Source organism: Acinetobacter sp. YH12219 (assembly GCF_013417875.1).
Lineage (GTDB): Bacteria > Pseudomonadota > Gammaproteobacteria > Pseudomonadales > Moraxellaceae > Acinetobacter > Acinetobacter amyesii.
In genome coordinates this window covers 131752-145067 of the sequence record NZ_VPDC01000009.1, presented here as the reverse complement: position 1 = coordinate 145067, position 13316 = coordinate 131752, and the positions used below count along the sequence as shown (strand labels likewise).

General features: G+C 41.9%; 13 protein-coding genes and 4 tRNA genes. 13 read left to right on the top strand and 4 right to left on the bottom strand.

Translation table 11 applies throughout. The annotated features are described in order from the left end of the window. Positions 1–113 precede the first annotated feature (113 nt). The 3 genes from FTV04_RS07500 to rluD are packed head-to-tail and all read right to left on the bottom strand — an operon-like array spanning position 114 to position 2549. On the bottom strand, positions 114–671 hold the full coding sequence (locus tag FTV04_RS07500; RefSeq protein WP_180089152.1) for a flavodoxin family protein: 558 nt from the start codon (positions 669–671) through the stop codon (positions 114–116). A gap of 40 nt (positions 672–711) precedes the next feature. Continuing rightward, entirely contained in the window at positions 712–1452 is a 741-nt protein-coding gene (gene pgeF / locus FTV04_RS07495; RefSeq protein WP_180089151.1) for a peptidoglycan editing factor PgeF, read from the bottom strand. Between the two features lie 44 nt (positions 1453–1496). Beyond that, on the bottom strand, positions 1497–2549 hold the full coding sequence (rluD, locus tag FTV04_RS07490) for a 23S rRNA pseudouridine(1911/1915/1917) synthase RluD (RefSeq protein ID WP_180089150.1): 1053 nt from the start codon (positions 2547–2549) through the stop codon (positions 1497–1499). Positions 2550–2620: 71 nt separating this feature from the next. Between rluD and FTV04_RS07485 the strand changes: the two genes are divergently transcribed. Both FTV04_RS07485 and FTV04_RS07480 read left to right on the top strand, forming a co-directional pair. After that, positions 2621–3613 (top strand): outer membrane protein assembly factor BamD, encoded by a 993-nt coding sequence (locus tag FTV04_RS07485; RefSeq protein ID WP_180089149.1) that lies wholly within the window; start codon positions 2621–2623, stop codon positions 3611–3613. 211 nt (positions 3614–3824) lie between these two features. Beyond that, entirely contained in the window at positions 3825–5753 is a 1929-nt protein-coding gene (locus tag FTV04_RS07480; RefSeq protein ID WP_180089148.1) for a DNA primase, read from the top strand. A 55-nt stretch (positions 5754–5808) separates the two neighbouring features. Here the strand turns inward: FTV04_RS07480 and hemA are convergent, their stop codons facing one another. After that, positions 5809–7092, bottom strand: coding sequence for a glutamyl-tRNA reductase (gene hemA / locus FTV04_RS07475; RefSeq protein ID WP_180089147.1), 1284 nt, complete (start codon positions 7090–7092; stop codon positions 5809–5811). Positions 7093–7170: 78 nt separating this feature from the next. Here hemA and FTV04_RS07470 point away from each other — a divergent pair, with 78 nt between their 5' ends. The 11 genes from FTV04_RS07470 (at position 7171) to panD (ending at position 13312) form a co-directional block, all read left to right on the top strand. Continuing rightward, positions 7171–8883 carry a hypothetical protein gene (locus FTV04_RS07470; protein WP_180023231.1) on the top strand — a complete coding sequence of 571 codons (1713 nt, stop codon included), beginning with the start codon at positions 7171–7173 and terminating at the stop codon, positions 8881–8883. A 9-nt stretch (positions 8884–8892) separates the two neighbouring features. Further along, entirely contained in the window at positions 8893–9471 is a 579-nt protein-coding gene (lolB, locus tag FTV04_RS07465) for a lipoprotein insertase outer membrane protein LolB (RefSeq protein ID WP_180089146.1), read from the top strand. Positions 9472–9499: 28 nt separating this feature from the next. Then, a complete protein-coding gene (gene ispE / locus FTV04_RS07460; protein ID WP_180089155.1) occupies positions 9500–10339 on the top strand; it encodes a 4-(cytidine 5'-diphospho)-2-C-methyl-D-erythritol kinase in 840 nt (279 codons plus the stop codon). Between the two features lie 3 nt (positions 10340–10342). Next, positions 10343–10417 (top strand) — tRNA-Gln (locus FTV04_RS07455). A gap of 38 nt (positions 10418–10455) precedes the next feature. Then, a tRNA-Gln gene (locus FTV04_RS07450) sits at positions 10456–10530 on the top strand. A 28-nt stretch (positions 10531–10558) separates the two neighbouring features. Then, positions 10559–10633 (top strand) — tRNA-Gln (locus tag FTV04_RS07445). A gap of 91 nt (positions 10634–10724) precedes the next feature. Continuing rightward, positions 10725–10799 (top strand) — tRNA-Gln (locus FTV04_RS07440). Between the two features lie 37 nt (positions 10800–10836). Then, the gene (locus tag FTV04_RS07435) at positions 10837–11790 is read left to right on the top strand and encodes a ribose-phosphate pyrophosphokinase (protein WP_078191360.1); all 954 of its coding nucleotides are present in this window, start codon (positions 10837–10839) and stop codon (positions 11788–11790) included. Between the two features lie 98 nt (positions 11791–11888). Then, positions 11889–12185, top strand: coding sequence for a 50S ribosomal protein L25 (gene rplY / locus FTV04_RS07430; RefSeq protein ID WP_078192179.1), 297 nt, complete (start codon positions 11889–11891; stop codon positions 12183–12185). A gap of 20 nt (positions 12186–12205) precedes the next feature. After that, positions 12206–12781: an aminoacyl-tRNA hydrolase gene (gene pth / locus FTV04_RS07425; RefSeq protein WP_168378106.1), complete on the top strand. Its 576-nt coding sequence runs from the start codon at positions 12206–12208 to the stop codon at positions 12779–12781. Positions 12782–12931: 150 nt separating this feature from the next. Beyond that, entirely contained in the window at positions 12932–13312 is a 381-nt protein-coding gene (panD, locus tag FTV04_RS07420; protein ID WP_078192181.1) for an aspartate 1-decarboxylase, read from the top strand. The last annotated feature ends 4 nt before the right edge of the window (positions 13313–13316 follow it).

Below are 13316 nucleotides of genomic sequence, written 5' to 3'. Positions count from 1 at the left end.
GCAAGTAACTTGGACCAGTGTTGATCATTTAGCATTGTTCGAGGCATAGCGAGTGTAAAATTGGGTTTGGCGATTTAATTTTACTATCTCGCTATTTTTTTAATCAACAAATGTCAACAGACCCTAACTTTATTTAACAACAGTCCCAGATATTCACCAAACCAAATAGCGGTTTCTAAATCACCCGCAGGTGGCGTGACTTCAACAGGCGCATTATCCGATTGTGTCATTAAACCTAAAAAGCTCGACATCCGATTTAAATCTGTTGTGCTTCGTCCAGTTGGCATCAATGGAAGACCGCTCCACAACATGCCGTGCTGCATGGCGAATAAATTGATTTGCTGCAATACTGCCAATTTATCTCCACTTAAGCCGCCACCATTGGTAAAACCAGCGGCTAACTTGCCTTGCCATGTCCGTGCTAACCAGCGTTTAGATGATTGCTCCATGAATAATTTCATTGCCGCACTCATACTGCCCATATAGGTTGGGCATCCAAAAACGATGGCATCCGCACTGTCCAATTCATCCCAATCCACATGCTCTACATTCATGAGATGGACTTTTACACCGGCTTTTTCTGCACCTTGTACAATGAAATTCGCCACTTTGGCAGTGTGCCCATAGGGACTGTGGTAAACAACAGCAAGAGATTTAGCAGTCAAAGACATAACATTTAAAAGTCGATAGATTCAGTCAAGTTTAGCATTTTCAAAGCATAAAGACGAATGTTGCCATACGTCCTGTTTTCGCTTCTCGGCGATAAGAAAAATATTCATCAGCTTGCAAAAAGGTACATTGGTCGCCACCGGTTACAGATTTAACCCCATGTAATGCAAGAATATAACGCGCTATCGCATAAAGATCAGCATAATATTTGCCTTCCTTTACACCAGCTTTAAATGCACTTTCAAGTTCTGGGTATTTGGAACAAAAGGCAGCTTTGACTTCTGCGCCAATTTCAAAACTCTCTTGGCAAATGGCCGCCCCCAACCAAGCCCATGTTGGCTGAGTGTGCATGGCTGCAATGGTGTTTTCCACAATACCATTTGCCAAGCCCTTCCAACCTGCATGCAGATTGGCAACTTCAGTCCCGTCAGCATTACCCAAAACCACGGGTAAGCAATCTGCGGTCATCATCATCAGGGCATGGTGTTTAGACTGCGTGACCATACCATCGCCTTCGGGTGCAACAAAGTTGATCTGTTCATCAATGCGATGGCATAGCGTACTGTGCGTTTGGTTCATCCAGCTGATTTTATTCACGCCATATTTAGCAAAGTCTTTGAGCAATTGCATCCGGTGCTTTTGCACACGCGCTGCATCATCTCCCACATGCAATGCCAGATTAAATCCTGCCAGTTCAGGTTGTTCAGCGGGTTGCGTCTGATCATGATGAACTCGAGTTTGTCCCACAAAAACACCCTGTGGAAGTCCCTGAACAAATTGCATGTTGCCGTCCTTTTCTATCTATGGCGTGTAAATCAGTTTAAAACTTAATAAGCTTTGTTTTCGCTACGTAAAACTTCAACCAATTGATTAAAGTCTTCAGGCCATGGTGCTTCAAACATCATGTCTTCACCTGTACGTGGATGAACAAGACCCAATTTAACTGCATGTAACGCTTGACGTTTAAAGCCACGTAAAGTGTCATCTAATAACATCGACGCGCCTGCAGGCATACGTACACGTGGTACATACACTTGATCGCCCACAAGACCATGACCGATATAAGTAAAATGCACACGAATTTGATGAGTACGACCCGTTTCTAAACGTGCTTGAACGCGGGTAAAGTTTTGGAAACGTTCTTTCACATTATAGTGAGTCACCGCATCTTTACCGCCCGGCAAGACTGCCATTTTAATGCGATCAACAGGATGACGTTTAATCGGCTCATCCACTGTACCGCCGGCAATAATGTTGCCATATACGATCAAATCGTAAATACGGTAAACCGATTTCTTCGCCAATTGCTTACTTAAAGAAAATTGGGATTCGAGGTTTTTCGCAACTACCAACAGACCTGAGGTGTCTTTATCAATACGATGTACCAAACCTGCACGGGTCAACTCTGAAGATTTTGGGTAGTGATACAAAATTGCATTCACCAATGTGCCTGTGCTATTTCCAGCGCCCGGATGAACAACCATACCGACAGGTTTGTTAATCACCATAATATCGTCATCTTCATAGACAATATTGAGTGGAATATCTTCAGGTAAGCTACGGGTTTGTGCTTCTAACTCGACGTCTAAAGTCAGTAACTCTGTGCCTTCGCATTTGTACTTTGGTTTCACAGTGTTACCATTGACCAACAAATGGCCCTCTTTGAGCCACTGTTTTAGCTTTTCACGAGAAAAATCAGTCCAAACCAGTGCTGAAACCTGATCAATACGTTGTCCTAAATAGCTTTCATCCAATTGAAATTGCAACGATAAACGTGTTGCAGTTGAGTCTGAAGTATGGTTATCTGCATCCTCAGAATCTTCAAGTAAATTGAAATCAGTTTCAGGGAAATTAGAATTGGAAGATTGTGCTTGACTCATTTGCTCATTCAGACAAAAGTGGTTTAATAGTTCAATTGTAGCTCATTGCCCGTATTAACAGAGGAATTTTTATGTCGCTACCAAAATATAAAATGACAATGCTTGCTCTAACAATAGGCATTGCATCGGCAATGGTAGGCTGTAGCAGTAATCCAAAGAAAGAAGTGGTCGACACAGGTCCACAATCAAGCGAACAGATTTATATCGAAAAAGCCCAAAAAGCGCTTGAACGTAACCAATATACAGATGCAGCAAAACACCTTGAAGCTCTAGAGACCTACTACCCTACAGGTAACTATGCGCAGCAAGCACAACTTGAACTATTGTATGTAAAGTTTCAGCAAAAAGACTATGAAGGTGCGATTGCTCTTGCAGACCGTTTTATTCGTATGAACCCACAACATCCGCAAGTTGATTATGCGTACTACGTGCGTGGTGTTTCAAACATGGAGCAAAACTACAATGGTTTGCTTCGCTATACTTCTTTAAAGCAATCGCATCGTGATGTGAGCTATCTCAAAGTGGCTTATCAAAACTTTGTCGACTTTATCCGTCGCTATCCATCGAGCGAATATGCAGTCGATGCCGCACAACGTATGAAGTTCATCAGTCAAGAATTGGCTGAAAGCGAAATGAATGCGGCACGTTTTAATGTGAAGCGTAAAGCATGGTTAGCTGCTGTTGAACGTTCACTTTGGGTGATCGAACATTATCCGCAAGCACCACAAGTTCCAGAAGCTCTAGCGACGGTTGCCTATGGTTATGACAAACTTGGTGATAAAACCACGTCTCAGCAATACATCGAAGTGCTTAAGCTAAACTATCCAAAACTTGTGAAGTCAGACGGTACAGTCAATATGCGTGCTGCACGTAGTGAAGGCAGCTTCCTTAACCGTGCAACCTTAGGTATTTTCGGTAAAGAAGCACAAACGATGTCTGAGCAAACCTCTACAGAGGCGGTTGAAACTGATGAAGAAAAACGCAGTTTAACCAATCGTTTAAGCTTTGGCTTATTGGATCGTCCTCATAGCGAAAAAACTGAGTCGTCAGAATCAGCTGAATAATATAGTCGCAACGAAGGTCGATTTTTCACAAAGGGCAAGTTAGAATACTTGCCCTTTTATCTTTTCAGGATCTACAGATTCGGTTAGATTAAAAGGTATACAATAGTTCGATGGACGATGCTGTACTGCATCCCCACTGAACTTACAGCATTGCTGATTTCAACATATTTCACGAACTGCCCAAATTCAATAGATAGACAGATAAAACAGCATGGCCATTCCTCAACATACAATTGATCAAATTTTAGATCGCACCGATATTGTCGATGTGATTGGTCAATTTGTGAAATTGAAAAAGACTGGACGCACCTACTCAGGATGCTGCCCATTCCATCAGGAAAAATCGCCATCTTTCCATGTCTATCGTGATAAACAATATTTTCACTGCTTTGGTTGTCAGGCCAATGGTAATGCCATTCGCTTTTTAATGGATATTGGTAGTCGTAACTTCATCGAAGTGATGAAGGATTTATCAAGCCAAACGGGTATTGAACTACCGAAAGACAATAACGATTCCAATAAACTCAAATATAAACGCGAATCTAAACCTAAACCTGTACAAAAACCTGCAATCGAAACAAAAGCTCTGACGCCCCAAACAGGCGAAACACAGACTGCTCCTGCTGCAGTAAATTTCGAACACGACCCATTTGCTGAGTTTCAAAATAGCGAAGAAGCCTTTTATGGGAGCGATCCGTTTGCTCACTTTGACCAAGTTGCCAATGCTTTTGAAGATGTGCCGCAAGATGGAAACTTATATGACTTGCTGGAAAATGTCGCACAGTTTTATGAACAACAACTTCCGCTCAGTCCAATTGGGCAAGCTTATTTTAAACAACGGGGTCTCAGTGCAGACACCATCGCCTATTGGCGCTTAGGCTATGCCCCTGAAGATTGGCAACATTTAGAAAAAGCCTTTCCACAAGATATCGAAGGACTCAAACTTCTCGGTTTGATTCGAACCAGTGACAGTGGTCGTGACTTTGACCTACTGCGCGAGCGGGTGATTTTCCCGATTCGAGATGCGAAAGGTCGTGTGGTCGGTTTTGGTGGTCGTGCCCTAAATGATGAAATCAAACCGAAGTATATCAACTCTCCAGACTCTGAAGTTTTCCATAAAAACCAGTTACTTTATGGTTTATATGAAGGCCGTAAACAAAAAGCCCAAGACTGGTTAATGGTCGAAGGTTATATGGATGTCATTGCCCTTCAGCAATATGGCATTCATGGCGCTGTAGCAACTCTTGGGACAGCCAGTAATACAGAACATTTAAACATTTTATTTAAGCAAAATAGCCGTATTACCATTGCATTTGATGGTGATGCCGCGGGTCAAAAAGCAGCTCGTCGTACGCTTGAAATTGCCCTGCCATTACTGAATGATGGACGAGAACTTAAATTCTTTGTTTTGCCGAATGACCACGACCCAGATTCATTGATCCGTCGTGAAGGTATCGAAAATTTTCGACGTTTATTGGACACCTCACCGCTACTTTCTGAATTTGTTTTTGCACATTTAACGCAAAATCATAATGTTGCTTCGCCTGAAGGTAAAAGTCAGGTGATGGGTGAACTGAGACAACTGACTGAACTGTTACCGAAAGGTGGTTCATATCGTTATTTGCTACAACAATATTTCCGTGAAAAATTAGGGTTTAGCCGAAAGTGGCAGCCTCAAGTCAATAATGATGCGTCTCTGAGCTTTAGTACAAAAATTGATGCTGAAGAATATGTGATTGCGATTTTAATCAATCATCCTTATCTCTACATTCATTTTGAGCCTTTACGCGCCTTAGTTTCACAAGATCTCTTGCTTTATCACGTTTTAAATATTTTCAATGTGATTTTTGATGAATTGCCTGATGACCCAGAGTTATCGACCTATTATGTACTCGGTGCTTGCGCAGCACATCATCATGAATTACAACATATTTTAGAGCATGCCAATATCAGTGACTATACATCATCACCTGAACAAGCAGATAAACTCGCAGCAGATTTATCGACAAAATTGCAATATCAATTCTTACAACTCAAGATCAAGTCGAATAAGTTTTCTAGCCTTGCTGAAATGCGTAATTTAAAACAACGTATTTATGATATTGATAAAAAAAGATCGCTCACCCTCCTTGAAGATTAAGTTTTAACTTCAAGTTCAAGCTGTGAACGACATGCTATTCAATGAATCAGCTTATTTATTTTTTTGGTTTACGGCGATTTTCAGCCACATTAACTAAATCTTGTTCTAACATTTCAAAATAAGCAGGGTCTTCCGCCATCGCTGCATTGCGCAGCACGATAGAGGTCGGATGCAATAGTTTTTGGGTTAAACGATGCGACATTTCTTGCATAATTGTAGCCGCATCTTCACCCTTTTGTAGACGATTCAAGGCCAAAGCCAGTTCTTCTTGACGTAATGACTCACCATGTTCACGGTATGCATGAATTGTCGAGCCAGCCAAATTCACTTTTTGCTGTGTGATTAAATCTGTCGCAAGCTGATTAACCATCACTTCGGCTTCAACTGCCGCCTGACGACGCTGAGCCAAATTTTCTTCAATGACAGTTTGCAGGTCATCGACACCATATAAATAAACGCCATCTAGACTTTCAACTTTGGCTTCAATATCTCGTGGTACAGCCAAATCAACCAATAGCATTTGTTTATAACGACGTTTTTTCAGTGCTGCTTTGACATCCGCAAAATAAATCACTTGATGCAAGCTTCCAGTACAACTTGAAATTACATCTGCGCGATGTAAATTGTCTGCCAAATCTGCAAAATCAATTATTTCAACTTCTACACAATGAGCAATCTCTTGCGATAAAGCTTCGGCACGGGCACGTGTACGGTTACAGATAATAATTCTGCCCACACCCATTTCGGCCAAATGCTTTGCAACCAAGCTATTCATTTCACCAGCAGCAACAATCATCACCGTCAATTTTTCAGGCTGACTAAAGACCTGTAAAGCGAGCTGAGCAACAGCATAGCCCATCGACACCGCATGACTTCCAACGGCTGTTTCAGAACGCACACGTTTTGCCGCATAAAAGGCATATTCAAAAATACGGTTTAAATTTGGGGAAACGGTTTCGGCATCTTTGGCTAAGGACAAAGCCGTTTTGACTTGACCTAAAATTTGAGGCTCACCAAGCATGAGCGAATCCAAGCCGCTAGCCACACGCATGAGGTGTGTCACCGCTTGTGCATTTTCATAACGATACACATGATTTGACAATTGCTTTACATCGATACCATTTGATTGGGCGAGCCAATTCAATACCACGTCTGCATTTTCAGACATCGCATAGACTTCGGTACGATTACATGTAGACACCACCACCATGTCATTGAGTTCAGGCGTATGGCTTTGCTGTTCAAGCAGCGCTGTTAACTTTTCAGGGTTAAATGCAATCTGTTCGCGCAGTTCTACAGAGGCGGTTTGATGGTTGACACCCAATGCAAAGAAAGACATATCAGATCATCATTTCGCTAAATTTATGCTATTGTGCATTATCGGCGTCATAAAAAGCATTACTTGGATCAAGAAAAATTGCGTCTAACAAATAGCCGACTGAACGGCCAGACAATAAAGCAGTATTCTACCACATTCTTACTTGTTGGTAGCATGGCTTCTACTGCCCCAATTCGGGCCGTGGGAGAAGTTTACCATGCAAATTCAGGATATGATGCAATTAAACAAAGTATGATTGCAGAATTTGCCTTAGCTTATAACGACATCCCAACCGCGCTTCATAATTACACCGTGCTTGCAATCAAAAGCAAATCCACCATGGTCAAACAGCGTGCTTTAAACGTTGCTATTGAGCAAAATGATTTACAAGCAGCCTTAGATATTGCTACACATTGGGTTGTGCAAGAACCTGAAGATGTACCAGCATTATTTTATTTATCACATATTGCTTTGAAAGCCCATGAATATGAGCTTGCCGCCGAAACACTTGATAAAATTTTAACCATTGACCCAAATGCAGATTTAGAACAAATTTTGGCGGGTATTTCCCCTGAATCAGAGGAAGATCGCGCTTATCTGATTCAAGCACTGACCGCTAGCAAGGAAAAAACCAACCCTTCTATTTTGGTCTTAGTCGCAGGTTTACAAGCTCAAAATGGTGCCTTTGCTGATGCCTTAGACACCATTAATTTAGCACTGAAAAAACGCCCGAAAGTGACTGGCTATATCTTAATGAAAGCCAATTTACTTATGTCGTTAGGTGATGAAGAAGAAACCTTAAAATGGTTCGAAAAATCCAGCCGTAAACACCGCAACAATATGGAAGTTCGCTTAGCAGAAGCAAAATATTTAATTAAAATCAATCAGTCAGAATTAGGTCTAGAAAAACTCGAAGATATACTAAAGAAATGGCCATCTGCTGAAGAACCGCTATTTATGGCAGGTTTGACCAGTATTGACTTAGAGCTTTATGAAAAAGCCGAAAAGTATTTGGTGGAGTTACGTTATTCGAGCAAATACCAAAATGAAGCGTATTACTATCTCGCAGTAAATGCTGAACGCAAACAGCATTATGAAACGGCAAAAGCCTATTATCGCCTTGTTGATGGCAGTCTTTATACAGTTTCACGGCGCAATATGATCAGCATTTTTAGCCAGCAAAATAAGCTGCATGATGCACTGCGCTTTTTAACCCAAGAGCGGGTTAATTATCCTCAACATGCCAGTTTCTTATATCTTGCTCAGGCAGATATTTTAAAACGCATGAACAATAAAAAAGCAGCAGTCCGTTTGCTTGATGAAGCGGTAAGAAACTTGCCCGAAGATCCTGAGCTCATTTATGCCGAAGTTCTACTGCTCGACGCCCATCAAGATAAAGATAGACTCGACCAATTACTAAAACAATTACTTGAAATTGAACCCAATAGCCCGACCTATTTAAATGCATATGCCTATACCTTGGCGGTACAAAATAGACGCTTAGATGAAGCCCGAAAATACGTCGAACATGCCTTAGAATATGCTCCTGAGCAAGCTTCAATCTTAGATACGTTCGGTTATATTTGTTATTTGCAAAATGATTTTAGTACATCTGCATCTGTTTTGGCCAAAGCGTATGAACTGAGTAATAGTTTAAAAATTGGCATTCGCTATGCACGATCAGTCTTCATGCAAGGTGATATGAATAAATTTGACGCGTTGTTACAACAACTCCAACAAAAACATCCGAATGATCCGCAATTAGAGCAACTACATTCGTTATTGTTACCCCAACCCATGAAAAAGAGTTAAAAAGACTTTATGCAAGTATCTTCAAAATTTGGGGTATCTGCCCTGACCTGCTGCGCTTTATTTTTTACCGGTTGTCAGCAATATGTTAAAACACCCGCTCAACCTAGCCCTGAAGAGGTCGCTGCAAATCAATTCAACTTACAAGGTAAGATTGGTGTGCGCACGCCACAACAGTCAGGAAGTGCTTTTTTTACTTGGGTTCAAGACCGCAATGAATATGATATCGAACTGAGTGGCATATTAGGTGTTGGAAAAACTCAAATCAACGGTAAACCTGGTCAAGTTCAGTTAAACAGTGCAAAAACCGGTTTAATTGAAGCAGAAACACCTGAAGAATTACTGGAACGTGCTACCGGTTGGCAAGCTCCCATTACCCACCTCATCGACTGGGTACAGGCGCGCCCTGCAACCACACAAGCAAAAATTCAACGCGATACTGCGCAGCGTCCACAACAGATTATTGAAGATGGTTGGACCGTAGACCTGAGCTATAACGAGACTGCGACGGTACCGAACAAGTTAATTTTAAAACAAGCACTTGAATCCGGTCAGGAAAACCGTATTACAATGGTGATTCAAAATCGTTAATTTGCCTAAAAGCTGAGCTATGACTTCTGTGATTCGTGTACCTTCTCCTGCAAAACTCAATTTGTTTTTGCACATTACTGGCCGACGTCCTAATGGATATCACGAATTACAAACGATTTTTCAGCTCATCGATTTATCGGATTGGATGGAATTTCACCCACTTGCAAATTCTGCTGATGAAAATTTTATTCAAATTGAGGGCTTAAACAGCGTTAATCTAGAGCAAAATTTAATTTATCGTGCTGCTCAAATACTCAAACCGTTTGCTAAAGCACTAACTGCACAAAAAATCTACATTGAAAAAAATATTCCCATGGGTGCAGGGCTCGGTGGTGGTTCATCCAATGCAGCCACCACCCTAATCGTGCTCAATCAACTATGGAAATGTGGTTTAAATACCGAACAACTTGCAGAACTCGGCTTACAACTTGGGGCAGATGTTCCCGTGTTTGTACATGGTCTAAATGCATGGGCAGAAGGTATCGGTGAACACTTAACATTCATAGATTTAGCTCAAAAACAGTACATTGTGTTAAAACCTGACTGTTTTATCAGCACTCAACTGCTTTTTTCACAAAAAACGTTGACAAGAGACTCAAAGCCCACTAAATTTTGCGGCTATCAGGAAACGCCATCTGATTTTGGAAATAACTTTGAGCCTGTGGCACGAAGCTTATATCCCGAAGTCGATGAAGCAATGCGGTACTTAGATCAGTTCGGTACAGCAAAGCTTACAGGTACAGGTGCTTGTGTATTTACTGAAGTGACTGAAAATATGAATATTGATGACATATTGAAAAATGCACCATGTAAATCTTACTTGGTTCGCAGTTTGCAAGAATCACCATTACGTCATTTTGAAGTTTGATATAGGGGCGTCGCCAAGTGGTAAGGCACCGGGTTTTGATCTCGGCATCCGTTGGTTCGAATCCAGCCGCCCCTGCCATCATTTTTCACCTGTAGATGTAATTGCTGTAAAGTATTAGGGGCGTCGCCAAGTGGTAAGGCACCGGGTTTTGATCTCGGCATCCGTTGGTTCGAATCCAGCCGCCCCTGCCATTTACTTTATTCGCTATTTCATCAATTTAGGGGCGTCGCCAAGTGGTAAGGCACCGGGTTTTGATCTCGGCATCCGTTGGTTCGAATCCAGCCGCCCCTGCCATTTACTTCAAAAAAGACAGAGCATAATTTGCAGTATCTTTGTTGTTTCAACTTGACAAAATACTGTAAAAATATTAAAGTTCTGCCGCATTAGGGGCGTCGCCAAGTGGTAAGGCACCGGGTTTTGATCTCGGCATCCGTTGGTTCGAATCCAGCCGCCCCTGCCATCTAATTCTCCAATTTGCCAACCGCCAAGGGTGCTTCATGCCCAATCTTGTCGTTTTTAGTGGATCTGCACATCCACAATTCGCCCAAAAAGTCGTTAGCCACCTTCACATCCCTCTAGGTGCTGCATCTGTAGGTCAATTTTCTGACGGTGAAATCGCTGTCGAAATTACTGAAAATGTTCGTGGTAAAGACGTATTCATCGTACAACCAACTTGTGCTCCAACTAACGATAACCTTATGGAAATCTTAGTTATGGCTGATGCTTTGCGTCGAGCAAGTGCTGGTCGTATCACTGCTGTCATTCCTTATTTTGGTTATGCTCGTCAAGACCGTCGTCCACGTTCAAGCCGTGTGCCAATTACAGCAAAAGTTGTTGCAGATATGCTCACAACTGTTGGTATTGACCGCGTTGTCATGATCGACCTTCATGCTGACCAAATCCAAGGTTTCTTCGATATTCCTGTAGACAACATCTACGGTACTCCTGCACTTTTAGCAGATCTTCGTCAACAGTCACACGACAACTTAATGGTTGTTTCTCCTGACGTTGGTGGTGTAGTACGTGCGCGTGCTGTAGCTAAGCAAATGGGTGATATCGATCTTGCGATCATCGACAAACGCCGTCAAAAAGCGAATGAATCTCAAGTAATGCACTTGATCGGTGACGTTAAAGGCCGTGACTGTGTCATCGTTGATGATATGGTGGATACAGCAGGTACATTGTGTAAAGCTGCTGACGCACTAAAAACTTTTGGTGCTCGAAAAGTTGTTGCTTACGCAACTCACCCTGTACTTTCTGGTAAAGCTTTAGAAAACTTGAAAAACTCTGTGATTGACGAATTGGTTGTAACAGACACTATTCCGCTTTCAGAAGAAGCTCAAGCTCTTGGTAAGATTCGCCAAGTTTCAGTTGCAAGTATGGTTGCTGAAACAATTCGTCGTATTAATAACGAAGAATCTATTAGCGCAATGTTCGATTCTTATCTATAATATAGCGCTAAATTTAAAAGCCCTGCCTTTTGGTGGGGCTTTCTATCACTAGACTGGTCGAAGGTCTAGTCAATTAAACTTAAATAGGAATGTCTATCATGGCAAACTTCGTATTAAATGCAGTAGCACGTGAAGAAGCAGTACAAGGGAAAGGTTCGAGCCGCCGCCTTCGTCTTCAAAATAAAGTACCAGCAATCATCTACGGTGGTGCAGCTGAACCTGTAGCAGTTACTTTGGAACTTCGCGAACTTGTTAAAGCTTTAGAAAACAACGCATTCTTTGAAGAAGTTGTTGAAATCAACATCGACGGTAAAGCTGAAAGCGTTAAAATCCAAGCTTTACAACGTCACCCAGCTAAAAACACTCCTATGCACGCTGACTTCAAACGCGCATAAGTGTTAAATGGTGTAAATGAGTGAGTAAACTTTCACTGATTGTTGGTTTGGGTAACCCAGGTTCTGAGTATGCCCAAACCCGCCATAATGCAGGCTTCTGGTTTGTAGAACGCCTTGCAGAACAATATGGCATCCAACTCAAAGCTGATCCTAAATATAAAGGCATCAGTGGTCGTGGTAATATCGAAGGTCAAGACGTTCGTCTGCTGTTACCTACAACCTTTATGAACCTCTCTGGTCAAAGTGTTGTTCCCTTCGCCAAATTCTATCAAATTGCTCCTGAAGCAATGCTTATCGCACACGATGAACTTGATATGAACCCTGGTGTCATTCGCCTGAAAACTGGCGGTGGTCATGGTGGTCATAATGGTTTACGCGATATCGTCCCGCATATTGGTCCAAATTTCCATCGTTTACGTATTGGTATTGGTCATCCAGGTTCTAAAGAACGTGTCTCAGGCCATGTCTTAGGTAAAGCACCAAGTAGTGAACAAGGCTTAATGGATGATGCTATTGCACATGCCTTATCACGTACTAAATTGTTGGTAAGTGGTGAGATTCAGCAAGCCATGAACCAGATCAATGCTTACAAATAGAACTGACAATTCCACAAATTGTTGAACAATACTTATTGCCATCTGAATAATTTCAGAGCAAAATGCGCTTGCATTTGACTGCTCACCCAGCATTCAAGAGATTGTTCCACCATAAGATACGATCTTAGGTCTACCAAGGAGACGCTAGCCATGCTATCTCGTTTATTAAAAGCTAAAATCCACCGTTGCGTCGTTACACAAGCAGAATTACATTATGAAGGTTCTTGTGCAATTGACGGTATTCTTCTAGATTTAGCCGGTATCCGTGAATATGAAGAAATTCATATGTGGAACGTGACTAATGGTAAGCGTTTTACCACTTACGCCATTCGTGGTGAAGAAGGTTCTGGCATTATCTCTGTAAATGGCGGTGCTGCTCACCAAGCAGATATTGGCGACTTGATGATTATCGCAACTTTTGGCGATTTCACAGAAGCTGAAGCAAATGCACATAAGCCACGTTTAGTCTACGCGAACCCAAACAACACTGTGAACCACACAGCGAACTGTATTCCAGTTCAAGTTGCATAAGTTA

What these genes read in the sequence shown, in the direction of transcription:
- FTV04_RS07500 (WP_180089152.1), bottom strand. Translation starts at nt 671, where the DNA reads ATGTCTTTGACTGCTAAATCTCTTGCTGTTGTTTACCACAGTCCCTAT.
- pgeF (WP_180089151.1), bottom strand. Translation starts at nt 1,452, where the DNA reads ATGCAATTTGTTCAGGGACTTCCACAGGGTGTTTTTGTGGGACAAACT.
- rluD (WP_180089150.1), bottom strand. Translation starts at nt 2,549, where the DNA reads ATGAGTCAAGCACAATCTTCCAATTCTAATTTCCCTGAAACTGATTTC.
- FTV04_RS07485 (WP_180089149.1), top strand. Translation starts at nt 2,621, where the DNA reads ATGTCGCTACCAAAATATAAAATGACAATGCTTGCTCTAACAATAGGC.
- FTV04_RS07480 (WP_180089148.1), top strand. Translation starts at nt 3,825, where the DNA reads ATGGCCATTCCTCAACATACAATTGATCAAATTTTAGATCGCACCGAT.
- hemA (WP_180089147.1), bottom strand. Translation starts at nt 7,092, where the DNA reads ATGTCTTTCTTTGCATTGGGTGTCAACCATCAAACCGCCTCTGTAGAA.
- lolB (WP_180089146.1), top strand. Translation starts at nt 8,893, where the DNA reads ATGCAAGTATCTTCAAAATTTGGGGTATCTGCCCTGACCTGCTGCGCT.
- FTV04_RS07435 (WP_078191360.1), top strand. Translation starts at nt 10,837, where the DNA reads ATGCCCAATCTTGTCGTTTTTAGTGGATCTGCACATCCACAATTCGCC.
- rplY (WP_078192179.1), top strand. Translation starts at nt 11,889, where the DNA reads ATGGCAAACTTCGTATTAAATGCAGTAGCACGTGAAGAAGCAGTACAA.
- panD (WP_078192181.1), top strand. Translation starts at nt 12,932, where the DNA reads ATGCTATCTCGTTTATTAAAAGCTAAAATCCACCGTTGCGTCGTTACA.